Origin of the sequence: Paenibacillus sp. F4 (assembly GCF_002894905.1) — a bacterium.
GTDB classification, from domain to species: Bacteria; Bacillota; Bacilli; order Paenibacillales; family Paenibacillaceae; genus Paenibacillus; species Paenibacillus polymyxa_B.
The window spans coordinates 101,265-127,532 of the sequence record NZ_POVS01000008.1; the positions used below are offsets into that span (position 1 = coordinate 101,265).

Sequence of the window (26,268 nt, forward strand, 5' to 3'; positions counted from 1 at the left end):
GGATATTCGTATTGTATTTATAATTGAGAATGATTCTTAATAAAATCTACAATAAACGAATGGTCTGAGAAGATCAAGGCTAAATGTTTGGAGGAAAGCACATATGAGACATACCCCTATTGGAAATACGGACTCAAACCAACCTATGAGCTGGAATCATCCGAATGTGCATAAGTACGCGGATACGATTGCTTTAAAAATACCTGGATATGCTCATTTGTATGAGATGACAGACTGTTTGATAACCGCACAGCTTGAGGCACAAGCTCATACTAGAAATATAGATCCAAATGTGCTAATTGTCGGTGCTGGAGGCGGTCAGGAATTGATAACACTCGGAGGGCGCCATGAAGCATGGTCCTTTACGGCAGTTGATCCCTCTGAGCACATGCTGGATTTGGCACGTAAGCGTGTGACACATGCGGGCATCAGTTCAAAAATATCGTTTGTTGCAGGTACGTTGGAAGAGTTGTCTGGAGAACAGCCTGGAGAACAGCATGAAAAGCACGGCGAAGAGTCATGCAGAGAACCAATCTATGACGCTGCAACCTGCCTGCTGGTGCTTCATTTTCTTCAGAGCTTGGAAAGTAAACAGGCATTGCTACGCCAGATATCCGCTCGACTCAAGCCGGGTGCACCTCTTTGTCTAGCTTCTATTAATGGTAATCCGCAGGAGCCCTCTTTTTCCATCCAAATGCAGGCGTGGAAAGGTCATATGCTGAGTCAGGGCATTTCACTGGAGGATTGGGAACGATTCGCTGCTTCCATCGGTCGTGAGTCAAACCCGGTGTCCAATGCGGCAATACAGGAACTGTTGATAGATGCAGGCTTTACCCACATCACCCGGTATTATGGTGCTTTTTTAGTAAATGCATGGTTTGCGGTTAAAGAGGGAGAGACGACTTATGACAAAGGATAACATCATCATCATTGGCGGGTATGGCCATGTTGGAAAAATTATATGCACGGAGTTAAGTGAAATGTTTCCCGGCAAGGTATTTGCCGCAGGTCGCAGTCTGGAGCGTGCCACTGAATTTAGTAGACAATCGAATGGTAAGATACGGCCCTTGCAGCTTAATATTCATGAGCCGATGGACCCGTCGATATTAGAGCAAGCCAAATTGGTGATCATGTGTCTGGATCAGGACAATACGGTCTTGGTACGTGCCTGCCTTCAACATGGGGTGCATTACATGGATATTACCGCGAATGCGGACTTTTTGAGTCAGGTGGAGCAGTGTCATCAGGAGGCCCGAGCTTATCAGGCCACAGCCCTATTAAGTGTAGGATTAGCTCCGGGACTGACCAATCTGTTGGCACTGCAAGCGACACAGCTCATGGATCAGACGGATGAGTTGAATATATCTTTGATGCTGGGCTTGGGAGATCGACACGGTCAGGCTGCCATTGAGTGGACAGTAGATCAGATTCATGCCGATTTGGAGGTTATAGAACAGGGACGCCCTGTGACTCGAAAAAGCTTTACCGACGGCATAGTGGCAGACTTTGGTGCAGGAGTGGGTCGTCATCGGGCGTATCGATTTCCTTTTTCGGATCAGCAGACACTTCCTCGTACGCTCAAAGTTCCTACGGTTAGCACACGCCTTTGCTTCGATTCGCGCTTGACCACCCGGCTTCTGGCAGGGCTTCGAACGATAGGAGTATCAGGTCTACTCCGACAGCAAACCGTGCGTGATGCGGTGGTTCGCAGCTTTGGCAAGGTACATATAGGAGGGAATGCTGTAGCGGTCAAGGTAGATGCTCGAGGAACTCTCAATGGCAAGGAGACGAAGGTTGAATGCCGGCTAAGGGGCCACCATCAGTCTGATTTAACCGCTAAGGCAGCCGACTTTGCAGCGCTCGCCCTGTACCGTTCAGAACTTCCATATGGTGTATTTCACATGGAGCAGGTTTTTTCGTGGAATCGCATGCAGGCTTGGTTGGGGCAGCAAGTATCCGTAGATATTCAGGTGAACGGACAGCAAGCATAGGAAATCATATATTTTAATAAAGGACTCTCATATAATCCAAGCTTATTCAGCAATGTATTGCGGATAGGTCTTGGATTTCTTTTCCTATTGAATTACACTAGAAAGAAGTACATATTTTTGGAAAAGACCTAAGGGGATGATATGAAATGTGGAACCCCTATGAAAACAGCAGACAGCATACGCACGATTTTACAATAAAATATCGATTTTACACGCCGGAAGAAGGAGGCAGGAAACAGCTGCCTATTCAGGGGTACCGCTGCGACTTTGCCTATGAGAGCGATGATATCACGACGACGGGAATTTACGCCATACATCCTGAGTTTGAAGATAAAGATGGTCAATTGATCATGGATACCGAGCGTCCGGTTCACCAGGAAGGACAGGCGAAAATGTGGGTTTTGTTTGGAGAAATGAGGGAAAAGGTACACCGACACCGGATACAGGTAGGAACGAGGGGATATTTTATGGAAGGCCCGCGCCGTGTTGGTGAAGTTGAAGTTACAAGCCTGGTAGGCCTCTTGACCAATCCGGTCAACTAGCTAGCTGCTGAGGAGTCGATAAGAGATGGATATCGCTTATATCATGGATTTATTACGTAAACACGATGTGACCTTAGCTCCAGGATTATCCATGCAAGAGGTTACCGACGTCGAAGGCAGGTATGATATTCACTTCCCGCCCGATTTGAGGGAGCTTCTGATGAGTGTTCTTCCCATCGGTAAAGGCTTTATCCCTTGGAGAGATACGTCACCACAGCGGATGGGTGTAATTCGGCAAAGGTTGAATTGGCCGCTGGAAGGTATGATTTTTGATGTAGAGCAGCATATATTCTGGCCTCCCGAATGGGGCGAAAAACCGACAGATTCGGCGGAAGCCGTTGCTATATGTAAACGTGAGTTTTTACGTGTGCCCAAGCTAATCCCGATCAACGGACATCGATATATCCCAGAGCAGCCATCTGAAGAAGGAAATCCGGTATTTTCCGTGTATCAAACGGATATTATCGTGTATGGGGAATGTTTGCAGGAGTATTTCAAGCTGGAATTTGGGGAGAAGTCTTATGAACAAATTGATTTTAATGCCGTAAAAAAGGTGCGTTTTTGGAGCAACTTTTGTGAGTGAGTGTCCGGAAGATGAATAAGTCGAAACGAAGGAAGGGGAGCATGATGTGAAGGTAGAGCAGGATTTGGAAGAAATCAAAGAAAGGTTGACCCAGATCGAGACCAAACTGGAACAAAAGTCGACCTCCAAGAGAATCTTGAAGTACATGATCATCATTTTCTTGTCTATTTTTTTTCTTTTATTTCTAATAGGAATTATTCAATTTGTTTCAACCTAATCGGTGCAAGAGGATGAAGGAAGGGAGCTATTTATGTCCATAGAAGCGATTATTTTTGATCTGGATAATACTCTTATTCATCGAAAACAGGCGTTTGCGGCATATACAGAGCGCTTTATAGAACGATTTATTGTGGCAGAAGAACCGGCGAGCCACGCGGCTGTTGTTGAACAGATACGTTTGGCGGATCAGGACGGGTACCGGGATAAGAGGGAACTGTATACCGAGCTTCATGCAGACTTGGAACTGAAAAATCCTGATACGTCAGTACAAGAGATGCTGGGCTTTTGGTATGGTGAATTTCATAAGTTTACGGTGTTGATGGACGGGGCCAAGGAAGTATTATCCGAACTGCGGTCGCGTGGCTTGAAGCTTGGTATTATTACCAACGGCTCACTCCGCACGCAGCAAGCGAAAATCGACCGAGTTATGCTGAGGGATTATGTGGATTCTATTATCGTATCGGGTGGCGTCAACATCCAGAAGCCTAATCCTCGAATTTTCGAGTTGGCTTTGAATGAGTTGGACATTGTCGATCCCGGCCATGCCTGTTATGTAGGCGATCACCCGACAAATGATATTCGTGGTGCACAAAGTGCGGGATTGCATACCATCTGGCTGGAAGGCTTTATGACGTGGCAGGAAACGGGCATTGTACCGGACTATCAGATTGGGAGTTTGCGTGAAATCACAGGTTGGCTGGATCGTCGCAGTTATTCAACGAATAAGGAGGAGGGTGCATCATGAGTATGGAGCAGCAACCGAATCCCATTCTCTTATCGTTCCCTGACCAATTCCAGACGGAACGATTGACCATACGCGCTCCGCAGTGGGGGGATGGGGCGGCAGTCAACGAGGCGATGCGAGAGAGTGCAAATGAACTTCGGCCTTGGCTTCCGTTTGCAAGAAATCTTCCTACGGCAGAGGAATCTGAAATCCGTTCGCGCCAAGCCAGACTTAAATTTTTGGATCGGTCTGATATGATGTTGTATATATTTGATACGGTTTCGGGAGAATTTGTAGCCAGCAGCGGTCTGCATCGTATTGATTGGGATGCACGAAGATTTGAAATTGGGTATTGGCTCAGAACATCATGGACCGGAAAAGGCATTATAACAGAGGCGGTGCACGGTATTACGGATTTTGCCATACAGCATTTGCATGCCAATCGGGTGGAGATTCGTTGTGATTCCAGAAACACGCGCAGCGCCAAGGTAGCGGAACGTGCAGGTTTTACACTGGAGGGGATTTTAAGAAACGTCGAGTATGATGAAGAGGGAAGCATGGTACACCAAATGGTTTTTGCCAAGGTGCGTGGTATTGAATTTTAGCACCTCACACGAACATTTTGGAAGTTGCTATACGTTTGTACGATATTACGGAGGCTTATTATGATTAATTATATTATGAAAAATACAGACAAGCTGGTGTGCATACAATATGACATCAGCAAAAGGTTCAGCAATCTTGCAAGCGCTATCCAAGAGAGGATGCTTTACGAATTTCCAGCAGCTTGGCGGAGATGTCCCAGCATTAGGACAGGTGATTTAGCATGAGGAGCGTTCGTAAGAGCGTCATCAGGAAGGCCAATCGGGAAATAAAGGCGAAATTCCGCTGGAAGGCTCGCGCTGCGTACCTAATTGCTGTGCTGGTCACGATTTTGTTGGGTTTGGGAAGCCGGGTTTACTCCTCCCGGTTGCCTGAATTCGTTGCTAATCACTTTGGGGATGCCTTGTGGGCGTGCATGATTTATTTTGGGCTGAGAATGTTGTGGGTGAATCGTCAATTGTCTGTAGCCCTGTGGGGCAGCTTGCTGTTTTGCTTCGCCATTGAGTTCAGCCAGATGTACCAGGCTCCCTGGATTAACCACATTCGGGCAACGACGCTAGGTGGCTTGGTACTTGGAAAAGGGTTCCTGACCGCGGACCTGATCAGGTACACAGTTGGCATTGTGGTATCCTGGGCGCTGGACCAAGGCTGTCAAAAGCTGGCGGGGATCAATACACGTATAGACAATGATAAACCACTCAAATAACCTGAAAAGCGAGGGTTGCGCTTGAAACAAAAGGGAAAGCGTCACAGGTTGTTCGGTAAGATGATTGGATTATGCGCAGGATTCAGCTTGTTGTGTGCGACCATACTTATCCCAGGGCAGGCACTGGCCGAAAGACAGCTTGCGGCGCCTCTTCGATTCGACTTTGGCCCAGGGAACGTAGCTGACGGCTACACCCAAGTCACTGCCAAGGATGTTTACACGCCTGAGCGAGGCTATGGATTTACCGATCTTTCCAAGGTGGATGAAGAGGATCGTGGTGGAAGTGATGCTATACGCTCAGATTTTGTTCGTGTTCAAGGATCATCATTTGTTGTCAATTTACCACCTGCGGATTACACGCTTTCCCTTATTGCCGGAGATACTGCCGGAAACACAGACATTACGGTTAAAGCCGAGTCCATTGTCAAGGTAGAACCTACTACCAAAACAGCAGGACAATTTGTCGAGGCTGGATTTGAACTTGCACTCATCGACGGTCAGCTCGAATTGTATTTCTCAGGTAATGAAGCGAAGATTAACGCTTTGGTTATTACTCCAAAGGATGCTCGAACGGCTGGAGAACGCCCTTCGGTATATCTTGCGGGAGATTCTACGGTTCAAACCTATAAATCCACGATGAAGCCTCAAGCGGGCTGGGGGCAAATGATTGCTCCGTTCTTCACAGATGAGCCTATTTTTGTGAACCGTTCTATTGGTGGACGAAGCACGAAAACCTTTCTGGTACAAGGGCGGTTAGATGATATTTTACGCAATATCCGTCCAGGAGATTATCTGCTCATTCAGTTTGGACATAATGATGCCGCGATCAACAACCAAGAGCGTTATGTTTCACCCGCGGATTACAAAGTTTACTTAAAAACCTACATCCAAGGAGCCGTCCAACGCGGTGCAACACCTGTGCTAATTACTCCTGTTGGCCGCCGAGATTATGATGCGGCAAGTGCCTCGTTTCGGATTAGTTTCCCGGAATATGTGCAGGCCATGAAGGAAACAGCATCGGAGACAAATGTTGGACTGGTCGATCTTAGCCGCTTGAGTGTAGCGTACTATGATACACTTGGCCTCGAAGGAACACTTCCGTTATTTTTACATGTGGAGCCAGGGGTGTATCCTGCATTTCCTGATGGAGTGAAGGATGATACACATTTTCAGGAATATGGTGCGGAGCAAATAGCTCGGCTGGTAGCTCAGGGAATACGTGAGCTGAATATTCCTTTATCCTCTTATGTACAGGCGGAAGATTCGCAATAAAACATTATTTCCATAGTCATGGTATACTTAGAAAATAAGCGGGCCCTACCCAAAGATAGCATTGCTTAGGCTTGGGTAGGGCTCTAATGTTCTGGATCTTAAGGAGGAAGCGAGAATGACAGTCGCTCAACTTCATAATCTTATTAACGGTCAACTCCTGTACAATCAGCATCGGAGTTTATTTTATATGCGCGAGGGTTCTGTTCTGTTAGGACCTTCAACGGAAATGACGTACTGGCTGACGCAGAGAAGCTCGGAACTGATCCTCATGCTTCAAAGCTTGAAGCGCCAGCATACGTATAACGCTTTTGTGAAGGATGTAGCGGCTAAAATACTGTCCCAGTTTGTAAATACCAATCAGTATCTACATTTTCACACAGATCATGCGAGGGAGCTTACGGAGCTGTATGATCGACTCTTCACCCGGATTGAAAAACTGTTCCAGAAGAAATTTATAGATAGAGCAACCCTGGACTTGCTGCTCCAGCAGCATTACAGGCATTTGAGAGATTTTTTAACTCGTACCAACGGACGTGAAATGTTTGCTAAGTATGCAGAGTGTGAGTATACCTTTTGGATACCTTGTGAGGAATATACGCCGGAGTTGCAAGCCAATCTACTAGGATTGGACATTGCTCGTTTGCAAGAGCCTGTTCTAGATGTTGGTTGCGGAACTGAGGCACGGTTGGTTACTTATTTACGTGCCTGTGGAATTGAGGCTTACGGAACAGATCGGTTGGCTGAAACAGAAGGTTGTGTCACTCAAGGAGATTGGTTAGAGACCACCTTTGGAGAAAGTGCATGGGGGACGATCATTTCACATATGGCATTCTCCAATCATTTTATACATCATCATCTGAAGGCAGATGGTAATATTCATGAGTACGCTCGCAAATATATGGAATTGCTTAGAGCCATTCGGCCAGGAGGGAGTTTTATTTACAGTCCGTGCCTTCCGTTTATGGAAGAGCTTTTGGATGCCCGAATGGGTTATCAAGTAGAGTATATCCAGTCATCTGAAGGTTACAGGGCCACGAAAATAACGCGTATACATTTATAAGCGCGAGTAGTAGTCCATTCATTTGTCAGATTCATTCTTGGAATGGTAGTATAAGGATAGATATTACTCTATTTGGGATTCTGTTAATGATAAAGATTCTCATGACGCTAATTTGACACCATTAGAGGAGAATCATTAGCAGCATGGCTGCACTGAATAATAATGATTAGCTTACGGATAGCGGAATTTTCAGGAAAGATTAAATCATATTTTCCTAAAAGCCGATATATGGGAATGAGGCGAGAACATACTGTTATTATACCCGCCCGAAAATGGAAGTATATAATTTGGGTTAGGAGAGTAGAAGAAGTGTCAGATCTGTATACGAAAAAAGAAGTAGAAGATTATGTAACGAACGTGGTTTTCGAACGACCTTTAGGTGTAAGCATTTCAGCCATTTTATTGATCTTTAATGGAGCACTTCTGTTGGTGACCCAGCTATTGACGCTTAATGCATTAAATGAGGCTTCTACGTTAGTAGGCATTTGTAGGGGCATGTTTCAAGGATTTATCGCGTTACTCGGTTTGGCAGGGACAACTGCCGGTGTCGGCATGTTATTTGGTAAGAAGTGGGCTTGGTGGCTGGCAGTATTTTACTTTACATATGAGACCATGCGTTATACGTGTGCAATTCTGTTTATTCCGGATGTCCCTCCAACGTTGGGCGGTGTACAGCTAAACCCTGCTCTATACTACGTAAAATATGGGGTGCGTATTATTTGGAATTTGTTGTTTACATTGTTCATGTGTCGTAGTAAAGTGACAGGTTTTTTTCAAACAAGTGAAATCCACAAGTGGAGAGCATGTATTGTATTATTCTTCATAAATGGAGTGATGGTTGGGATTGGCTGGTGGCTGATAAGATAGGTTCTTCGATGTGAAGGAGGAGATGGATAATGTCAATGGAAACGTTTCCGATTTTAGAAACCGATAGGCTTCGTTTAAGACAGCTTACAGTAGGGGATGCGGAGGATGTGTTCGGCTATTTCTCCAAGGATGAGGTCACACAATATTATGACTTGGAAAGCTTTACAGAGGTAGAGCAAGCCGAAAAATTTATTCGTTCGATGCTAACCAGATATGAGAAGCAAGAGGGCTTTCGTTGGGGGATTACGTTAAAAGAAGCTCCTGAGCGGATCGTGGGTACAATTGGATTCCATAACTGGCACAAGGAGCACTCCCGTATTGAAATTGGGTATGAGCTGGCACCGGAATATTGGCGGCAAGGTCTGATGACGGAGGCGATGAAGGTGGTCGTGGATTATGGCTTTCGTTTGCCGCATGTTCACCGTATAGAAGCCTTCATTGATCCAGATAACGAAGGCTCCAGACGGCTACTGCTCAAAAGTGGCTTTACTAAAGAAGGTCACCTAAGAGACTATTTTTATGAAAAAGGTCAGTTTGTCGACGCTGTTATTTTTGGCTACCTTCGGAAGGAGTTTTCCGTGGATCGGTAAGTTTACAAATATCCCTTGTCTCCGTATGGCTGGAGTCGATCAAGCCAGGTCTGCTCCAGCTTTGTCAGTGCATCTTTGACATCAAAGAACGCTGAGTCCTTTTTCTTCAAAACGTCCAGCACTTCAAATTCAAACGAATCTTCGCCATACTCATTCCATTCCTGTTGCAGTTGTTTATTCTTAAATCCACCCATGTTCAGCTCAAAACGCCGTCCATTCAGCGACTTTAAATTCGGCGTGGAAGAGACGAAAATTTTCCCATTACGTGTATTTCGAATGCAATAGATTCCTGCCTCTGTCTTCATCTCCATGTACTGCTGCACCAATTCTTTTCTTCGATTCATTTGTCGAATCCTCCTATTGTATAAACGTTGAGATTCAAGATTCCTTCAACCAATATTCACTGCCATCCGGCTTACGATCCAATAGATTGTATTCAATCATATATCTTCGCACCGTGACATAATCGTCATATACTTCCTGTAAAATCGCATTGATATCCTTCTCATGATATATCTGTCCCTTTACAAAACGGGCCGCAATTTCACGCAGCACAATCAGCTTGTGCTTTTCTTGCATTTTAAAGGTCTTTAGGCGTCCGTCTGTCCCATTCGGAAAATACTTCGTGAGTACCTTTTGCCGCTCGTTTTCCGTAATGTTGTAGCGTTCGTCCACCATCCGTGCTTGTACTGGTACTTCTACAATGGCAGGAGCGTGCCGATCTTTCTCCTTTAGCAGCTCCATTAATGTGAGAAAAACCTTGGCTTGCCGTTCTTTTTCTTTGAGACCAAAGCGATGATTACGTATGGTGGATGCGCTACCGATTCCGGTTTCCTTTTGAATATCCGCATCGCCCATGCCTAGATAAAATAACTGAAGCAACCGATTCTGATGATCCGTCAGTCCAGTCAGCTTTTTGTCCAGACCGATCAAATAGTCAAAGACCGAACCGTACGTCCGCTCAATATGAAGTCGCATGTACCTCTCCGCGTCATAAAATACCCCTTGATCCTGATATATGATGCCTTGCTCAAATCGCTGTCCGTCCAGCAGGCAAATTACCTGTTCTTCTTGGCGAATATATCCTCGCTTCAGTTCTTCGATTCCAGCATTCCAGAACAGTTCGGAATGATCCATTTTAGCAAACACCTCAATTAAATGATGATTATTTTATAGACAATATAACATTTTGTTTATTTTAAATCAATGAGTGGATATTTATTTAGGGTCTCGACAATGTTCGCTATATACAAAAGAGACATCGGATTGTTATCATATGTAAATTATTGAATTGCATTAAGACTGGATAGTTGCTATATATTGTAATAAGGTGGGTTGGTAAACTATGAACAAAATGCGATTAGAAGAAGTCATAGAAAGTGGAGATTTAAAGAAAGCGGTAAAGATTATAGAGGAGATAGGTGAAAAGCTGGACCATACATTCACTCCAATATTATTGAGATATTTAGCAACGACGGATAGTGTATTGCTAAGAAATGTAATCGCCATTACGTTAGCTGATCTAGGAGACCGTGAAGCGGTGTTGCCTCTTATCGACTTGTTAAGAAATCCAAAGACCAAGGGGAATAGAGGAACACTGTTATATGCTTTGGAATTTTTTGACGTATCTACTCATGTTGTGGCGCTGGTAGATTTACTGGATGATACCTTTGAAGCGAGTAGACAATCTTATCAACTGATAAGTACCGTACAAGATAAAATTACTAAGGCGCAAAAGGACATGTGTAGACAAATGATAAGAAGAAAGCTAGCCGATTATAAAAACAAATATAAGCGTGACTTTTTGCTGGAATCTCTAGAGCTTTTTACATGATTCTTTTATTAGAGAGGTTTGGTTGGAGTGGTAAAAAAAACTGTTTTATTCGTGATCATCATTGTAATTGCATATACAGTTGTATCCATTACAACAGGAAGTCCGATAAAAAGAGTCCAATTTCGGAGCAATGTTACTGACTACCTACATAAAACGTACACTATGAACTGGAAAATTGAATCAGTAGATTATGATTTTAAGAATGATAAATTTATAGCTAATGTGATCTCTGGCTCAGGGATTTCTTTTTTGGTGGAAGAAGACTATTATAGGAAAATGATGGATAACTATGCCTCTTCTGTGTGGAGGGATGAGCTAAAGACGGCAGTGGCCCAAAAAGTAAAGCAAGTTACAGGATCAGATGCAGAAGTCATTATAAATGTTTCTCATATGGGGCGGGATGCTTTAACCTACCATGACGAGGTTCCAAGCTATTCTAAGGTTAGTCAAAAACTCTCCTCAGAAGCTTCAATTTATATTAAAGGTAACTTTTCAGCCACTCGTTATCTTCAAGAGATGTTGGAAATAAAGCAGTGGATTGTTGAAAAGAAGTATGATGCTTCGTTAACTTTTGAGCCCAAAGATAAGGACGTTTACTTCTATTTACCTACTGAAGATCTGAAAAAAATTAAAAAGCCAGAGGATCTCAATCCTTATCGGTTTCAAAATAATTGATTATTCTACCCAAGAAGCTAAAAGTGGTGTCTTAAAATGCTACATTCCTTAAAATTATTGTGAGGAGATATGATATGAAATATAGATTTGCTGTCATTGATGATGAAAGTGGGCTCACAGTTGGCTATTGTAGAGATGTGGTTGGTTTAACGGGTGATATCATTGTCGAAACATATGAAAAGGTCATTTTTGAGCAATTTGTATTTAACGAAGAATTCATAGAAAACATAACAAAGACAAAACAATCTGTATACAACTTGTACATTGCTATTTTAAATGATGAAGAAACAGTGATTGGAAGCTATCATTATCACCTACCTGAATCCTACATAATCCATAAACTAAACCACAATAAAGGAAACTTCAATCTGGAGTTAACAGGATACTTGAAACGAAGCCCTCCCCTGTGGAATTAAGATTATGGGAGTTTTTAAAGGGTGCTCAGTCGCTTGAAAATAATATATGGCAAGGCTTTTCTAAAGAAGAACGGTCTGGGTGGCTAAACGTGACTAGAATACATTCTGCATCTAATCATTTTGCCAGACTGGATAAACGAGGAGAAGTCTACACCTTAGACGGCGTATACATATCTGATTTTACAACATTTTTTATAGCACTTGGTGAAGCGATTAATGGGCCCGGAGGGTACTATGGATTTAGCTTGGACAGTATATCGGACTGTCTCTGTGGAGGTTTTGGGACAGTAGGACCGTTCACGATCCATTGGGAAAACGCACATTATTTCTTGGAAAGATTCGAGGAAGAATGGGATCAAGAAGAGAGATGTTATAGATTTTCACCACAGCAATATTTTACGGATCTTCTAACGATCTTAGTATCAGGTGGTGTTACCGTGAATTTTTCTTCGAATTAAGATAGCAAAGCAAGAAAGGAATTTTTGAAATGGATTATAAATTAATGCAACCACCTTTTGACATGAAAGAATACTCTGAAATGAGTAAAAACGAAGCTAAAAAACATTTTAATTGGTTTAAACAGCAAATACCTTCGCGTTTAGAGCAACTTGGCGCATTTTCACAGATACATCTGGATTACAGTGATCGTTCGCTCATAGATATTTGGGAATGGTATCTAGGGAATGTACAGATTCAAAGTAAAAGTGCTTCAGAATTAGATGAGGAGCATTCAGAAACCGAAGAATGGTTGAAGAACTATATATATGAAAAAAAACTCGACACAAAGTCTCAAGCTTTTACACTGGATATTGCCATTTATCTAGGAGAGGTTGTAAAAAGTAATCACAGTGGGTTGGACTGGGGAGTTATTTTTAAACCAAAGTCATATATTAGCGTAAATCGTCCTGTTATCACTGGCTTGACTAAAGAAACAGATATGGATGTGATGAGGATTGCATCGAATAAAATGTTTGCAGTATTAAAGGGACAACGTAACCCTAATGCTTTATTTGACATTTATCATACATGGAAAGAGTTTATTTGAAATCGCCGATAGGAAGGGATTATGATCTTCTAACCTAATTTAGTGGGAAGATCGGTGAAAAATTTGAATATTATATAAAGAACAGAGAGCCGTTAAGCATGTTAACGGCTCTCTTCGTCGTCTTCTGGCAAGTATTCGATCAGTTCACCAGGGAGTACGCCAAGGGTTCTACAAAGTGTGTTCAAGGTTGGAAAGTCAATTCGGGCATTTGCGTTGGAGGCCAAAGCTTTAACCGTATTCCTATTAATTCCCGTAATAGAAACAATATCTTTCTGTTCGAGCCCACGGTCTTTCATAATTTTATCAAGAGAAAATCTAATCACAACAATTCCTCCAAAAGTAATCAAGTAAACTAGTTGACATGTATGAAACATAAGTGTATATTTGTAATTAAGTAATCTAGTTAACAAGATTATAAGTAAACTAAATTGATGCCTTCATAGTATCAAAATGCTTTAAATTTAGCAACAGTCACTATTTTGATAATCCTAAAACAATTAATGCGTGAGGAGGCTTAAAAATCGTATAGAAGTTTCCTTATGAAATTCATATAACAACGTTATATAATTATTTTAAGCGGTTTTAAAATGGATAAATTGTAATACAGGTTAATATTTCATCGAACTAAGCTGTGATAAATGAACAAAGGAATGGAGCGAGGATGTATGACAGAATGGGTAATGGGATTGGAACGGGTATCCATGGTTCAGGGGCCATATGATTTACCTCATATGTATGAGATATGCGAGGGGATTCTGTATGACCATCAATATTTCTTTTACCTCGAAAATGGCATACTGTGTCTGCGCCATGTGAAGAAGGTGGAGCAATCATATCATACGCATCTTTATCTAGATGGAGAGAGCGGAGGCTTGCAACTGGCAGAGGGTGTACAAGGGGAAGTTATGCAAGTTGTCACGGAGATCATCGAACGCTTACGCGCTAAGGATGGACTGACATTTTTATTCGATGAACTGCTGTGGCTACATGGGAGGGGACCCATTGAATTAAACCTTTTCAATAAGAAGGATGAAGTGACCCCAAGTGGCAGACAACTTGCTACGAAATAAATGATTCTTATGCTCTATATCATGGAACTTGTAGAAAAAAATTATGATTTCAGTGAATGTACCAGTTGTTGACTGATAAAAATGAGCGGATACCGAATCAATATGGTCAATTCCGCCACAACAGCATCACCAGAGGGAGTAAATCCAAAATCACCTCCCAATAATATGTTTTGCTGCTGCTTTGATGGAGGAAATTCCGGTTCATCCAAGCCATATTGTTCTTTGATTCTCTCTTTCGTTTCATGATCTATGACAAGGTTATCCTGTGCAAAGGTATAGCACATAGGAACGCTTAACTGTATTAAAAGAAGTAATGCAACGGGTATAATCACTTTTTTGCTTTGCATGGTTAGCTCCTATCATCTCTGTTTTTGACCTCTTAACTTTTGTATCTACCATAATGAAAACAACTTAAAAATGCAACGGAAGGATGAGAAAATAATCCCTTTACAGGATTTTATGACCAGAATATAATGGTGAATAACAGCATCGATCTACATACACTTGGTTATCGGGGTATAGCGCAGCTAGGTAGCGCGCACCCTTGGGGTGGGTGAGGTCGTGGGTTCGAATCCCGCTACTCCGATTTCAATCAAAATGTCCTGCTGATGCAGCTAATGCGTCTGCCGGGCGTTTTTTTTTGAATATTACATACCCTATCGGTCTTTGTCTCAACTGGACTTTGACGAGCTAGTCATATGCCAACGAATGTATGGACTTGTCGAGCATTTGAGGGGAGATATGATGAAGCCACTTCTGCACTGGATTCGGAGGCAGAAGTGGCAACTCAACAATCGCTGGCGGAATGGTCTGCTATATGACTTTTTTAATTTGCCTATAAAGATTCCTGAAGGGCCTTAGAAGAAGTGCTGTAATCAGCATAACGGGGAAGCACAATAGTGTAGTATATTCCTACAATAACGGTACAGACCCCAACTAATAAAAACAAGACTTCAATTGAAATAAATGAAGGAAAGCTGACAGCAATGAAACCTAATGTAAGAGACTGGGACAGCATCATTAACGGATTAATCAAACCTTGCACACGTCCCATCATTTGAGGATCTACAATACGAGGAAGCCATCCTCCTATACCAATGTTAATGAATGGAAGGATCAGTGCAATGACAAAGTTGATAATCAGAAAAGCATAGAGGTGGTTAACAAATCCAAGTATGCACATACCTATTCCGGCTACCAGAACTCCCGCTGCAATCATTTGGTGTAGCTTTAGCTTGGCGGAGATGAGAGAAGCGATTAGGGTACCAAGCAACACACCAGCTCCAAAAATAATACCTGTCCAAACCATATACTGCTCATAGTTGCCTGGAGCTAGCTTATATTTAAGAATAAACATCGGTAAAACGCTAAAACCACCATTTAAAATACCGAACATAAAAAAGCCTGAAACCAACCAAAGCAATAGTCTGTTGCGTAATATGTAAAGAAACCCTTGTTTAAAATCGATCATGACAAGTTTGAATTTTAATTGTTTAAATTGATGTGCCCCGTTCGGAAGGCGTACTTCCTTTGGAATTTTGCAGGAACGAATAAGCAGTGCAGACACAATAAAAGAAATAGCATCAATTAGGATGGCTCCAGTAATTCCAAAGTGCCAGTAGACGACGGCCCCCAGAGTTCCTCCAAATAACATGAAAAGACTCCCCATCATTTGATTGAGGCCTGCGGCAATGGTGTAATCATCTTCGCTTAATATCCCCTGTATAATGGCACTTTCGGCTGGGAAGAAGAATTTGGAGGCAGCACTACGAATGAAGAGGAGGGCAAATATCAAAGGAATCGAATCGACCCAAATAAAAATAAGCAAACATAAGGATAAAAAAGCGCTGATCCAGTCACAATTAACAGCGATTTTTTGTCGGTCCATCCGATCTGCCAGCACTCCAACCACGAGAAATACTACCAGCATCGGAAGCGAATACATTAACTCGGCAAGCGTTGCATAGTATGGCTGATTTGTAAACCGTTTCAACAAATAAAACATGAATGCAGTAACCCCGATAATTCCTCCCATTTGTGAGGCGAAGGTTGCCAGAAAAAACCTGATATAATTCTTGTTTCTGAGTACTTGTTTTAATCCAGTCACAGTTCCATCCCTTTCGCTTTCAAAGCGGTTTTTAGATGCCTAATTAAAATAATAGTGAAAAGTAGGAATATTGTACAGAAAAGTGACTTTAATGTCACTTTAAGTTTGAATTTGCATCGTATTGGACCCTCTGTCTTTCAAATTCTGCTGTTAACGTAATCATAGTGGGGTGGACTGGGAAGTTGTTTTCAAAATGGTTTGGCGTAGTATGAGGGGCAATATAAACTTAAGTAACCAGCCGACGGTTGATATCCGACAGCTGGTTATTTAAGTTGCCAGGTGTTTGATTCCTGACTTACAAATAGGTGTCAGTTTCCAATGTTAATTAAGCGAAATCCTCGCCATTTGTGGCGATTACTTTTTTATACCAGTCAAAGCTCTTCTTCTTTTTGTGGAATGGCTTGTTTTAATTGTCCGATATGTTATCTGAAATAATCCATACGGTAATTGTCTATAATGGGAGGGAGAATTACAGAATAGCCCGATTCATCTCATTTACGCATGGATATGTTGAGAAAAAGGAAATGCTCATAGCTAGAAAACTTTATACAATGGAAGAGGAATAAGAATTGTGAAATTCGACTTTTGATGAAGGATTTCATATAATGTGATCATATTGTGAACAACTTAAATTGAAGACTTAATAAAAAATGAAAATGATTTCCGTCCAGCTATGAATTTCAAAATTTGACGGAGGGAACGAGATGACAATGGAAGAGAGCAGCAGACAGGTACCTTGGCAGGCGTATTATGGACCTAATCTAGGTTATGTGCAGGACCAGTATGAAAAGTATGTAGCGGACCCCGGAACGGTTGATCCGGCTTACCGCGAGCTGTTTGATCAATGGGGTGAGCCGCCACAATCCGAATATTCGGCTGCTTCCATGATAGACAACAAATTGCAAGGCCCCCCCACAAGTGCTTTGGGGCACCTTGATTCAAACACATTACAGAAAGCGGTTACAGCGGGGAAAATGGTGTGGAATATCCGTGAGTACGGACATTTAGCCGCCCAGATTGATCCGCTGGGAATGGATGCAGAGCAGGATACACGCTTGCTTAATCCAGCATCTTACGGTTTAACTGAACAAGACTTAAAGGCTTTTCCAGCCTCTTTAATATGGGATAACGCTCCTGCGGGAACACTTAACGGATGGGAAGCCATTCAACGGTTACGTGTAGCATACACAGGACCGATTGCCTATGAATTTAGTCATATTCACAACGAGGAGGAACGCCGCTGGCTGAACAGCTATGCAGAATCTGGCTGGTCCTCCAAGCCACTTACAACACAGGAACGCAAGTCGTTGCTAGGCAGATTGGTAGAAGTAGAACAGTTCGAAGAGTTTTTGCATAAAACATTCGTCGGACAGAAACGTTTTTCCATCGAGGGTAATGATGTGCTTGTCCCTGTTCTCGACGAGATTATTCGTCTAACGACAAATGCAGGAGCAAGTCATGTCCTGATGGGTATGGCGCATCGCGGCCGTTTGAATGTACTGGCTCATGTGCTGGGCAAGCCTTACAGTAAAATTTTCTCTGAATTTCATCATTCGCCGAATAAGGATTTGATCCCGTCGGAAGGTTCCACAGGAATTAACTACGGTTGGACTGGCGATGTAAAATATCATCTGGGTGCTGATCGTTTTGTAAAAGATGGGGGAGCAGTGCAGGCCCGTCTGACATTGGCGAATAACCCGAGTCACCTGGAATATGTAAATCCGGTAGTACAAGGATTTTCACGAGCTGCACAGGAAGACCGCAGTGAGGCTGGTTATCCGAAGCTGGATGTGAGCAAGGCAGCTACAATTATTATGCATGGTGATGCGGCTTTCCCAGGTGAAGGTATCGTGGCAGAATCACTTAATTTCACGAATTTGCGTGGCTTCCGTAATGGCGGCACGGTCCATATTATTGTGAATAATCGTTTGGGTTTTACGACAGAGAGTGTCGATTCACGTTCGACCCGTTATGCCAGTGATTTGGCTAAAGGCTATGAAATTCCAATTGTACATGTGAACGCGGATAATCCTGAAGCCTGCATTGCAGCGGCACGTATGGCTGGTGAATATCGCAATCGTTTCAAGAAGGATTTTTTGATTGATCTGATTGGTTACCGTCGTTATGGTCACAATGAATCCGATGACCCGGAAACAACACAACCGCTGGTATACCGTAAGGTGAAGAATCATCCGACGGTGAGCAAATTGTACGCTCAAAAGCTGATGAAGCAGGGTATAGTGGATGAAGCGTTTAGTGCCGGTCTCATTGAAAAGGTCCAAAACAGACTGAAGGAAGCGCATGAGCATGTGAAGAATCAACCGGAACAAGAGCCGGAAATGAGTCCTGTGAAGGCGAAAAAGAATCAGAATTCTATGGTACGGACTGCAGTGGAATTGAAAAAGCTGCGCCAAATCAATGAAAACTTACTCAAATGGCCACAGGCTTTTCATGTATATCCGAAGCTGGATCGAATTTTACAGCGTAGAAAAACCGCTCTGAACGAAGGGGAAAAGGTAGATTGGAGCTTGGCGGAGACGCTGGCTTTGGCCACCATTCTCGCAGACGGCAAGCCTATTCGTATGACAGGTCAGGATGCGGAGCGAGCTACATTTGCTCACCGTAACCTTGTGCTGCATGAGCCTGAAACAGGCCGTACACATTGCCCGTTGCATACATTGCCGGAAGCACGTGCTTCATTCAGTATTCATAACAGTCCATTGTCTGAGGCATCTGTCCTCGGATTTGAATATGGCTATAACGTGTATTCTCCTGAAACGTTAGTGATTTGGGAAGCACAATTCGGCGATTTTGCTAACTGTGCACAGGTTATTTTTGACCAATTCATCTCCGCAGGCCGTGCCAAATGGAGACAGAAATCGAGTCTAGTGATGCTGTTACCGCATGGTAGCGAAGGACAAGGACCAGAGCATACAAGCGCACGTCTGGAGCGTTTTCTCCAGTTGTCCGCACAAAATAACTGGACTGTTGCTAATTTGAGCAGTGCCTCACAGTATTTCCATCTGCTGCGCCGTCAGGCTGCATTAAGCGAAAGTGAGGAAGCTCGCCCGCTTGTAATGATGTCACCGAAGAGCCTGATTCGCAACAATCGTGTCGCTTCGCCTGCTTCTGAATTCAGCGAAGGAGCATTCCGTCCTGTGTTGGAACAGCCTGGTCTGGGTGCACGTCCGGATCGTGTAGAGCGTATTGTACTGTGCAGTGGCAAGATTGCCATTGATCTCGAAGAAGCATTGGAAAAGGATAAGAATAAGAATGAGGCAGAAGAGCGTCTGCATATTATTCGTGTAGAGCAGCTATACCCTTTCCCAGAAGAGGAAATTCGGAATATTTTCGGCCGCTTCCCACATGTTAAGGAGTTCGTATGGGCTCAGGAAGAACCTAAAAATATGGGGGCTTGGAGTTACATTGAACCTCGTCTGCGGAATGTTGTGCCACAGGGAGCGGAAATTCGTTACGCAGGCAGACCAGATCGTTCAAGCCCGGCCAGCGGTTATCAGCAAGTACACAGCCTAGAACAACAGCGAATTATTCAATCGGCGTTGAAGCAGGATTCCAAAAACAATATTACACTTGGGAGGTAGCGGCTGTGAGCGATATTATAGTGCCAGCAATGGGAGAATCCATCACGGAAGGAACAATCTCCAAATGGCTTGTGAAGGAAGGGGATTCCGTAGGACAGGGAGATGTTCTACTGGAGCTGGAAACCGATAAGGTCAATCTGGAAATTAGTGCGGAAGAAGCAGGTGTGGTCCAGAAAATCCTTCGTCAGGAGGGAGATACTGTGGTCATCGGTGAAGCTGTTGGCTTGATCGGAAGCGGCAGTGGTGGTGCGGAATCAACCGGTGCTGGAGAAGTAGCAGCGACTCAAGCGCCAGAAGCACCGTCCGTAGCGACTTCACCGTCTTCCGTAGAAGGCGGCGGTAAAGCAGAAGAAAAGTCTGCACCGCCTATTTCATCGAATAGCGACGGGAATGGCCAGACGGCATCACCATCCGCCCGGAAGTTGGCGCGTGAGCGCGGGATTGATCTTGAGCAGGTACAGGGAAAGGACCCGCTGGGACGTGTTTTCCAGGAGGACGTAAAAACGCATAACAGCTCTGAAGTGTCACGTGCAGCATCTGTACCTGCGTCTCCCGCTACTAGCAAGCCTGGGCCTCCGTCTCCAGCACAAACGGAGTACAGCAAGCCTGTGGAACGCCAGCGGATGTCTCGACGCAGAGCGACGATCGCTAAGCGTCTTGTTGAAGCACAGCAAACAGCTGCCATGCTCACCACTTTTAATGAAGTGGATATGACCGCCATTCTCGATGTGCGTAAACGCCGTAAAGATAAGTTTAAGGAAAAACATGATGTAGGCTTGGGTTTTATGTCCTTCTTTACAAAGGCAGTGGTTGGTGCACTCAAGCGCTTCCCTACCGTGAATGCAGAGATTAATGGCGATGATATCGTACTGAAAAAATACTATGATATCGGGATCGCTGTATCTGCCAAGGAAGGTTTGGTCGTGCCAGTTGTACGGGATGCTGATCGTCTTGGCTTTGCTGAGATCGAGAAAAGTATTGCAGATTTGGCTGGCAAAGCACGCTCCAATTCGCTTTCTCTGGCCGACTTGCAAGGAGGAACGTTTACTATAACCAATGGAGGTATTTTCGGTTCCCTGCTGTCTACGCCAATTCTCAATACGCCGCAAGTGGGTATTTTGGGAATGCATAAGATCCAACTTCGCCCGATTGCCATCGACGAGGAACGCATGGAAAATCGTCCGATGATGTATATCGCGTTGTCCTACGATCACCGGATTATTGATGGTAGTGAGGCGGTTCGTTTCCTGGTAACGGTCAAAGAATTGCTGGAAGATCCGGAATCATTGTTACTGGAAGGATAAAATAAAGGTAAGTGGATCTTCTCTTTACGTGTATGACAAAAGCAGACTCTTGCGAGTCTGCTTTTTTTCCTGCATAGTTATAACATAAGGCAACTGATATTACAGGCAGTAGATGTAGAGAAGGGCGGGAACTGTTTTGGACAAAGACTTGCGCTATCCGATAGGATCATTCGTTGTTCCAGATACCATTACAGAAGAACAGCTTATCGCATGGATTCACGACATTGCTGAATTGCCTGCACAGCTGCGTCGGGCGGTCGAAGGACTGAATGAGCAGCAGCTAAATACGCCTTATCGCGAAGGGGGCTGGACGATTCGGCAGGTAGTTCATCATGTGGCAGACAGCCATATGAACAGCTATATCCGTTTTAAGCTGGCACTGACGGAGGATACGCCGACGATCAAGCCATATGATGAGGGGCGTTGGGCCGAAATACCAGACGCCAGGGAGCTTCCACTGGAACCTTCGTTGCAATTGCTGGAAGGACTTCATGAACGGTGGGTGACCGTGTTGCGATCGTTGGGAGAGGATCAGCTGCACCGATCGTTTATTCATCCTGAATCGGGCCAGACGATCCGCCTGGAACGAAACATCGGCATCTATGCCTGGCATGGCAAGCATCACACAGCTCATATTACTTCCCTGAGAGAACGAAATGCATGGTGATTTTTAAAACTATATCCAAATGAATATAAGAGAATAAAAAAGAAACCTTCAATCCCACTTTTAATCGTGGTTTTAAAGGTTTCTTTTCTTATTTCCTCACAAGGCTGATGACTTGGGCGAGGTTGATTATCCGGGTGCCTCGGAGTCTCCAGACAATGCGGAAACAGAGGTCACCTCTGTGTTAACATGACGGTCGAGCCAGTCCACGATGTCACTCATCACCTCTTCGCGGTTTGTTTCATGAAGCATCTCATGACGACCGTCAGGATAGAGGCGATATTCGATGTCCTGAAGCTCTAGGCTTCGATACATTTCCACTAGTGACAACACACCTTTACCGAACAAACCCACTGGATCACGATCCCCGGCAAAAATATAAACTGGTAGCTTGGGATTGATGTGTTTCAGCGAGGAAGGCCAGTGGATTTCTTGCAATAGCCTGAAAAAATCCAGAAAAAAGCCTGTCGTGCAAATAGCTCCACATAATGGGTCGTGAACGAACTGATCTACTTCCTCAGGATCACGGGACAGCCAGTCAAACGCTGTACGAACCGGACGAAAGGCACGGTTAAAGCCGCCAAAGACCATAGCGTTGAGCAGCATGCTGCGATGATCCATTCCTTGTAGCTTGGCTTGCAGTAGAGCAACTTGCTCTCCGAGTTTTAGAAGACTACGTCGTCCGTTGGTTCCCGATAAAATAAACCCGTGATACGCCTGCCGATCATCATACATAATTTTCTGGGTTAAAAAGGACCCCATGCTGTGACCCAGCAAAAAACGAGACTGATCAGGGAACTCCTTAGCCGCAATTTCGCCTAGCTCCAGCATGCCGTTTGCCATTCGATTAAACGCATTAGCTCCCGGCATACCCAGCTTATCAGGATCACCAGCTGTGCGTCCGTGACCGATATGATCGTTGGCATACACGCCATAACCGCAAGCAGTAAGCTTTTCGGCCAGTCGGATGTAGCGATAGGACGTCTCGCACATACCATGCGAAATTTGAACAATCCCCTTAATGGGCAAATTCTGATCAGGCAGCCAGCGGTAGGCAAAAAGCTCTGTTCCGTCATTTTCAGCGATGGTGAAGGTGTATTCCCGCATAATTAGACATCACATCCTTTAAGCTTTAAGGAAGATAAGATCTAAGTACGGTCATTCCGTCATTCAGCGTGTAACCGCTCAGGTTAGCGGGCAACAGGAAGCAATCTCCAGCTTTACAGGAAAGAGACTCGGTATTATTGTTCCATGTTATGGTCCCACTGCCTTCACAAATCACGAGAATGGTGAAGCTGTCTTCCGTTGTAGAAAGTGCCCAACTTCCATCTACGATACCCTTTTCCACAACAAAATACTCACAGGCTGCCAGCTGGAGCCATTTTCCAGGCTGTAAGCCGTCCGTTTTCATCGTTGTTGCGCCTGCACCTTTGTAGGAGGTTACATTAAGGGAATCCTCGATATGCAACTCACGAGGCTTGCCGTCCAGTCCGGGGCGGTTGTAGTCATATAAGCGATAGGTAGTATCCGAATTTTGTTGGATTTCAGCAACGACAACGCCTGCACACAGTGCATGTACGGTTCCGGCGGGGATGAAGAACGTATCGCCTGCTTCGACTGGAACCTGGCGCAAACTGCCAAGGATATCCCCACTTTCAAGAGCTGTGCGCAGACTCTCGCGGGTTACACCTTCGGTCAGACCATAAATAATCTTGGCATCTGGCTTGGCATCAAGCACGTACCACATTTCAGTTTTTCCTAATTCTCCGGCTGGAAGTCCTGCGTAATCATCTGTCGGATGCACCTGAACGGATAAGTCATCATTACAATCCAGTAGTTTGATCAAAAGTGGGAATCGTCCGCCTTTTTCCGATACACCCTTGGCCCCGAGCCAATCCTTCCCGTAGGTCTCGCGGATTTCATCCAGTCCTTTGCCTGCCAGCTCACCATTGATAACCGTTGTTGTTCCGTTTGGATGATCGGCAATCATCCATCCTTCCCCTATATGTCCTTCTGGTGGGGTTAGACCAAATTGCTCTAAGGCCCGTCCTCCCCAAACTCTCTCTTTGAACTCAGGTTGAAATTGCAGCGGGTATGGCTTTAGCATAATTTCTCTCCTCCATATTGAGTAATGAGTGCGACCTAACAAAATAGGGAAATCAATAACGTGCCGCTGGGGCAATAAACTGGGATGAATAGCGCCCAAACGAGCTAAAAAAATGATATATGTAAGGCGGCTAAAAAAGCCGCTCATAACCTGAGTTTAAAATCCGACATTATTTCTTCTCAACCGCCACTACGTAAGGCGAAGCGGCTCGTTGTAATTGACGATAAATAATGCTTTGACCGCTGGAGACTGGGAGAGCAGAAGCCCATTGAAGAACGGCATCTGCTTCTTCACTGCCTCCGGCGTGACCTGGATAGAGTACGGCAGTCAGAATGCCGCGTGGTCGCAGCAATTGTAAGGCAGCATTAAGTGCGACGAGCGTGCTGTCTGTATGCGTGATGACAGTCGGATCGGCGCCTTCGGATGGCAAGTAGCCGAGGTTAAACATGACCGCAGCGACTTTGCCATGCAGCATGTCTGGAACGGCCTCCCACATTTGCTCGTGACCTTGTAGCAGTAGCGATACTTCTGCTAATGAAGGCGAAGCGTTTTCTTCCAGTCGACGACGGGCGCAATGCAGTGCTTCTTGCTGGATGTCGAAGCCATAGACACGGCCCCGTTTGCCAGCAGCTTTTGCCAGAAACAACGTATCTGCTCCTGTGCCGACGGTGGCGTCTATAGCAGTATCGCCTGGCTGCACCCGCGCAGCCACCAATTGATGAGCGTAGCTCAGGACGGATAGGAACCCCATTTAAGGTTGCCTCCAGTATTTTCCCTGCCACGTTTCACGTGACTTCAGTTCATGATCGATGGCATTAAGCACTTCCCATTTTTTAAGCGACCACATGGGTCCCATTAGCAAATCGCGTGGGGCATCTCCGGTTAACCGATGAACGATCATTTCGGGAGGTAAAAACTCCAGCGTATCAACTATCAGCTTAACGTATTCGTCCTTTTCCAGAAAGCGTAGCAATCCCGCTTCATACTGCTTCACCATGGGCGTTTTGCGCATGAGATGCAGCAGGTGGATTTTGATGCCCTGCACATCCATAGCGGCTACTGCCCGTCCCGTATCGAGCATCATTTCATGCGTCTCTTGCGGCAGACCATAAATGATGTGGGCACACACGCGGATATTCCGCTTGCGCAGCTTTTCCACCGCATCCAGATAGCATTGAGTATCATGAGCGCGGTTAATCAGCTCTGAGGTCGATTCATGGATAGTTTGCAGACCCATTTCGACCCACAGGTACGTGCGTTCGTTTAGCTCGGCAAGGTAATCCACTACATCGTCAGGCAGGCAATCAGGACGTGTAGCGATGGACAGACCGACAACACCGGGCTGCTCCAGAATAACTTCGAAGTATTCTCGTAGTTCCTCAACCGGGGCATACGTATTAGTGTAGGCTTGGAAATAGCCAATATATTTGGCGTTTGGCCATTTTAGATGCTGCCGATCCCGAATCGTATTGAACTGGGTGACCAGATCATCACGACGACGCCCAGCAAAATCACCCGACCCGCGTGCGCTACAAAAGGTGCAACCCCCTTTAGCAATGGAGCCATCGCGATTCGGACAGGTAAAACCTGCATCCAGCATGACTTTGAACACTTTATTTTGAAATTGCTCACGCATTTCGTAATTCCAAGTATGGAACCGTTTATCTCCCCACAGGAGAGGAGCAGGCAATAAATCTGTTTTCATGGGTGTACTCCTTTTTTTACGATCACCCTATTGTAACAAAAATCAGTCTTCATTGGGAATCATTTGACCGAACAAGTCAATAAAATGTGCGGATTTTATGGCGTTGCGGATTGAAAAAGGTTACACAATGTGTTATATTGTAAGCGGTACCAGACATACAATAAAAGGACTGTTTTCGATCCTGAAGATAAAAGTTATCCGTTGCTAATGATTATTCTTCAGGGAGGCAGCTATGCTGTTTCTATCGCCTGTTTTAGGGTAAGTGCACGTCGGTTCCATCACAAATAACCCGTGAGGTGATCTTTTATGAATGCGCAGGATAAGACGCGTATGGATAAAGTTACTGTTGAGTTAACCTTTGATGAGGCATTGGCATTGACTGGTGTCCGTTTTGGGCAGGATCGTCAGATTGGAACGACCGCCCGTCAAAAAATCAGAGCGGCTTGCCAAAAGACAATTGATTTTTCACCTGCTGATGGGGTAGACTATGAACAATTAAATTAGTTGGACCCCAATCCAAATATATTGAAAAAGGAATTTCATTTCCGTATCTTCAAGCGGGGGTGAAATTCCTTTTTCCTT

General features: G+C 44.5%; 31 protein-coding genes and 1 tRNA gene. 23 read left to right on the forward strand and 9 right to left on the reverse strand.

Features of this window, described 5'->3' with window-relative positions:
• Window positions 1-103: 103 nt before the first annotated feature.
• The 11 genes from C1T21_RS06275 (at window position 104) to C1T21_RS06325 (ending at window position 9,157) form a co-directional block, all read left to right on the forward strand.
• Window positions 104-919, forward strand: coding sequence for a class I SAM-dependent methyltransferase (locus C1T21_RS06275; protein WP_103047640.1), 816 nt, complete (start codon window positions 104-106; stop codon window positions 917-919).
• Window positions 906-1,991: a saccharopine dehydrogenase family protein gene (locus tag C1T21_RS06280; protein ID WP_103047641.1), complete on the forward strand. Its 1,086-nt coding sequence runs from the start codon at window positions 906-908 to the stop codon at window positions 1,989-1,991. Before C1T21_RS06275 ends, C1T21_RS06280 begins: the two co-directional genes overlap by 14 nt.
• Window positions 1,992-2,137: 146 nt before the next feature.
• Window positions 2,138-2,533, forward strand: coding sequence for a hypothetical protein (locus C1T21_RS06285; protein ID WP_103047642.1), 396 nt, complete (start codon window positions 2,138-2,140; stop codon window positions 2,531-2,533).
• 25 nt (window positions 2,534-2,558) lie between these two features.
• Window positions 2,559-3,116: an SMI1/KNR4 family protein gene (locus tag C1T21_RS06290; protein WP_103047643.1), complete on the forward strand. Its 558-nt coding sequence runs from the start codon at window positions 2,559-2,561 to the stop codon at window positions 3,114-3,116.
• Between the two features lie 250 nt (window positions 3,117-3,366).
• Entirely contained in the window at window positions 3,367-4,080 is a 714-nt protein-coding gene (locus C1T21_RS06295) for an HAD family hydrolase (protein WP_103047644.1), read from the forward strand.
• Window positions 4,077-4,664 (forward strand): GNAT family N-acetyltransferase, encoded by a 588-nt coding sequence (locus C1T21_RS06300; RefSeq protein ID WP_053324941.1) that lies wholly within the window; start codon window positions 4,077-4,079, stop codon window positions 4,662-4,664. Before C1T21_RS06295 ends, C1T21_RS06300 begins: the two co-directional genes overlap by 4 nt.
• A 221-nt stretch (window positions 4,665-4,885) precedes the next feature.
• A complete protein-coding gene (locus tag C1T21_RS06305) occupies window positions 4,886-5,368 on the forward strand; it encodes a ribosomal maturation YjgA family protein (RefSeq protein WP_103047645.1) in 483 nt (160 codons plus the stop codon).
• 60 nt (window positions 5,369-5,428) lie between these two features.
• Window positions 5,429-6,640, forward strand: a complete 1,212-nt coding sequence (locus C1T21_RS06310) for a rhamnogalacturonan acetylesterase (protein ID WP_103047646.1) — start codon at window positions 5,429-5,431, stop codon at window positions 6,638-6,640.
• Between the two features lie 115 nt (window positions 6,641-6,755).
• The gene (locus C1T21_RS06315; protein WP_103047647.1) at window positions 6,756-7,700 is read left to right on the forward strand and encodes a class I SAM-dependent methyltransferase; all 945 of its coding nucleotides are present in this window, start codon (window positions 6,756-6,758) and stop codon (window positions 7,698-7,700) included.
• 309 nt (window positions 7,701-8,009) lie between these two features.
• The gene (locus tag C1T21_RS06320; protein ID WP_103047648.1) at window positions 8,010-8,567 is read left to right on the forward strand and encodes a hypothetical protein; all 558 of its coding nucleotides are present in this window, start codon (window positions 8,010-8,012) and stop codon (window positions 8,565-8,567) included.
• Window positions 8,568-8,596: 29 nt separating this feature from the next.
• Window positions 8,597-9,157: a GNAT family N-acetyltransferase gene (locus C1T21_RS06325; RefSeq protein ID WP_103047649.1), complete on the forward strand. Its 561-nt coding sequence runs from the start codon at window positions 8,597-8,599 to the stop codon at window positions 9,155-9,157.
• Between the two features lie 2 nt (window positions 9,158-9,159).
• Here C1T21_RS06325 and C1T21_RS06330 read toward each other — a convergent pair whose 3' ends face one another.
• Complete coding sequence (locus C1T21_RS06330) at window positions 9,160-9,501, reverse strand: GIY-YIG nuclease family protein (RefSeq protein ID WP_069291460.1); 342 nt, start codon at window positions 9,499-9,501, stop codon at window positions 9,160-9,162.
• A gap of 34 nt (window positions 9,502-9,535) precedes the next feature.
• Window positions 9,536-10,294 (reverse strand): DUF2087 domain-containing protein, encoded by a 759-nt coding sequence (locus C1T21_RS06335; RefSeq protein WP_103047650.1) that lies wholly within the window; start codon window positions 10,292-10,294, stop codon window positions 9,536-9,538.
• Between the two features lie 208 nt (window positions 10,295-10,502).
• Between C1T21_RS06335 and C1T21_RS06340 the strand changes: the two genes are divergently transcribed.
• The 5 genes from C1T21_RS06340 to C1T21_RS06355 all read left to right on the forward strand — a co-directional run bounded on the left by C1T21_RS06340 (window position 10,503) and on the right by C1T21_RS06355 (window position 13,127).
• Window positions 10,503-10,991, forward strand: a complete 489-nt coding sequence (locus tag C1T21_RS06340) for a HEAT repeat domain-containing protein (RefSeq protein ID WP_103047651.1) — start codon at window positions 10,503-10,505, stop codon at window positions 10,989-10,991.
• A gap of 27 nt (window positions 10,992-11,018) precedes the next feature.
• Entirely contained in the window at window positions 11,019-11,666 is a 648-nt protein-coding gene (locus C1T21_RS06345; protein ID WP_103047652.1) for a YfjL-like protein, read from the forward strand.
• A 74-nt stretch (window positions 11,667-11,740) separates the two neighbouring features.
• Window positions 11,741-12,082, forward strand: coding sequence for a hypothetical protein (locus C1T21_RS27790; RefSeq protein WP_258012377.1), 342 nt, complete (start codon window positions 11,741-11,743; stop codon window positions 12,080-12,082).
• Window positions 12,083-12,171: 89 nt separating this feature from the next.
• Window positions 12,172-12,540 (forward strand): barstar family protein, encoded by a 369-nt coding sequence (locus tag C1T21_RS27795; RefSeq protein ID WP_258012378.1) that lies wholly within the window; start codon window positions 12,172-12,174, stop codon window positions 12,538-12,540.
• 29 nt (window positions 12,541-12,569) lie between these two features.
• A complete protein-coding gene (locus C1T21_RS06355; protein WP_103047653.1) occupies window positions 12,570-13,127 on the forward strand; it encodes a hypothetical protein in 558 nt (185 codons plus the stop codon).
• Window positions 13,128-13,228: 101 nt separating this feature from the next.
• On the opposite strand, the gene C1T21_RS06360 is transcribed toward C1T21_RS06355, so the two are convergent.
• Complete coding sequence (locus C1T21_RS06360; protein ID WP_010349271.1) at window positions 13,229-13,450, reverse strand: helix-turn-helix domain-containing protein; 222 nt, start codon at window positions 13,448-13,450, stop codon at window positions 13,229-13,231.
• 342 nt (window positions 13,451-13,792) lie between these two features.
• Here C1T21_RS06360 and C1T21_RS06365 point away from each other — a divergent pair, with 342 nt between their 5' ends.
• On the forward strand, window positions 13,793-14,197 hold the full coding sequence (locus C1T21_RS06365; protein ID WP_076158064.1) for a hypothetical protein: 405 nt from the start codon (window positions 13,793-13,795) through the stop codon (window positions 14,195-14,197).
• Window positions 14,198-14,238: 41 nt separating this feature from the next.
• Here C1T21_RS06365 and C1T21_RS06370 read toward each other — a convergent pair whose 3' ends face one another.
• Window positions 14,239-14,544: a hypothetical protein gene (locus tag C1T21_RS06370; protein ID WP_103047654.1), complete on the reverse strand. Its 306-nt coding sequence runs from the start codon at window positions 14,542-14,544 to the stop codon at window positions 14,239-14,241.
• Window positions 14,545-14,709: 165 nt separating this feature from the next.
• On the opposite strand from C1T21_RS06370, the gene C1T21_RS06375 reads away from it, so the two are divergent.
• Together C1T21_RS06375 and C1T21_RS27800 are read left to right on the forward strand one after the other, a co-directional pair.
• Window positions 14,710-14,783 (forward strand) — tRNA-Pro (locus tag C1T21_RS06375).
• 112 nt (window positions 14,784-14,895) lie between these two features.
• Window positions 14,896-15,018, forward strand: coding sequence for a hypothetical protein (locus C1T21_RS27800; RefSeq protein ID WP_258012380.1), 123 nt, complete (start codon window positions 14,896-14,898; stop codon window positions 15,016-15,018).
• A 14-nt stretch (window positions 15,019-15,032) separates the two neighbouring features.
• Here the strand turns inward: C1T21_RS27800 and C1T21_RS06380 are convergent, their stop codons facing one another.
• Window positions 15,033-16,304 carry an MFS transporter gene (locus C1T21_RS06380; RefSeq protein WP_103047655.1) on the reverse strand — a complete coding sequence of 424 codons (1,272 nt, stop codon included), beginning with the start codon at window positions 16,302-16,304 and terminating at the stop codon, window positions 15,033-15,035.
• 704 nt (window positions 16,305-17,008) lie between these two features.
• On the opposite strand from C1T21_RS06380, the gene C1T21_RS06385 reads away from it, so the two are divergent.
• The 3 genes from C1T21_RS06385 to C1T21_RS06395 all read left to right on the forward strand — a co-directional run bounded on the left by C1T21_RS06385 (window position 17,009) and on the right by C1T21_RS06395 (window position 21,877).
• A complete protein-coding gene (locus C1T21_RS06385) occupies window positions 17,009-19,906 on the forward strand; it encodes a 2-oxoglutarate dehydrogenase E1 component (protein WP_103047656.1) in 2,898 nt (965 codons plus the stop codon).
• A 5-nt stretch (window positions 19,907-19,911) separates the two neighbouring features.
• Window positions 19,912-21,210, forward strand: a complete 1,299-nt coding sequence (odhB, locus tag C1T21_RS06390; protein ID WP_103047657.1) for a 2-oxoglutarate dehydrogenase complex dihydrolipoyllysine-residue succinyltransferase — start codon at window positions 19,912-19,914, stop codon at window positions 21,208-21,210.
• A gap of 136 nt (window positions 21,211-21,346) precedes the next feature.
• Window positions 21,347-21,877: a YfiT family bacillithiol transferase gene (locus tag C1T21_RS06395; protein WP_025724260.1), complete on the forward strand. Its 531-nt coding sequence runs from the start codon at window positions 21,347-21,349 to the stop codon at window positions 21,875-21,877.
• A gap of 126 nt (window positions 21,878-22,003) precedes the next feature.
• Here C1T21_RS06395 and C1T21_RS06400 read toward each other — a convergent pair whose 3' ends face one another.
• The 4 genes from C1T21_RS06400 to mnmL all read right to left on the reverse strand — a co-directional run bounded on the left by C1T21_RS06400 (window position 22,004) and on the right by mnmL (window position 25,686).
• The gene (locus C1T21_RS06400; RefSeq protein WP_103047658.1) at window positions 22,004-22,981 is read right to left on the reverse strand and encodes an alpha/beta fold hydrolase; all 978 of its coding nucleotides are present in this window, start codon (window positions 22,979-22,981) and stop codon (window positions 22,004-22,006) included.
• Between the two features lie 25 nt (window positions 22,982-23,006).
• A complete protein-coding gene (locus tag C1T21_RS06405; RefSeq protein ID WP_103047659.1) occupies window positions 23,007-23,981 on the reverse strand; it encodes a type I phosphomannose isomerase catalytic subunit in 975 nt (324 codons plus the stop codon).
• Window positions 23,982-24,150: 169 nt separating this feature from the next.
• Window positions 24,151-24,732: a tRNA 5-(aminomethyl)-2-thiouridylate-methyltransferase MnmM gene (gene mnmM, locus C1T21_RS06410; protein ID WP_103047660.1), complete on the reverse strand. Its 582-nt coding sequence runs from the start codon at window positions 24,730-24,732 to the stop codon at window positions 24,151-24,153.
• Entirely contained in the window at window positions 24,733-25,686 is a 954-nt protein-coding gene (mnmL, locus tag C1T21_RS06415) for a tRNA modification radical SAM protein MnmL/YtqA (RefSeq protein WP_103047661.1), read from the reverse strand.
• Window positions 25,687-25,992: 306 nt separating this feature from the next.
• Between mnmL and C1T21_RS06420 the strand changes: the two genes are divergently transcribed.
• Window positions 25,993-26,190 carry a hypothetical protein gene (locus C1T21_RS06420; RefSeq protein ID WP_013309373.1) on the forward strand — a complete coding sequence of 66 codons (198 nt, stop codon included), beginning with the start codon at window positions 25,993-25,995 and terminating at the stop codon, window positions 26,188-26,190.
• The last annotated feature ends 78 nt before the right edge of the window (window positions 26,191-26,268 follow it).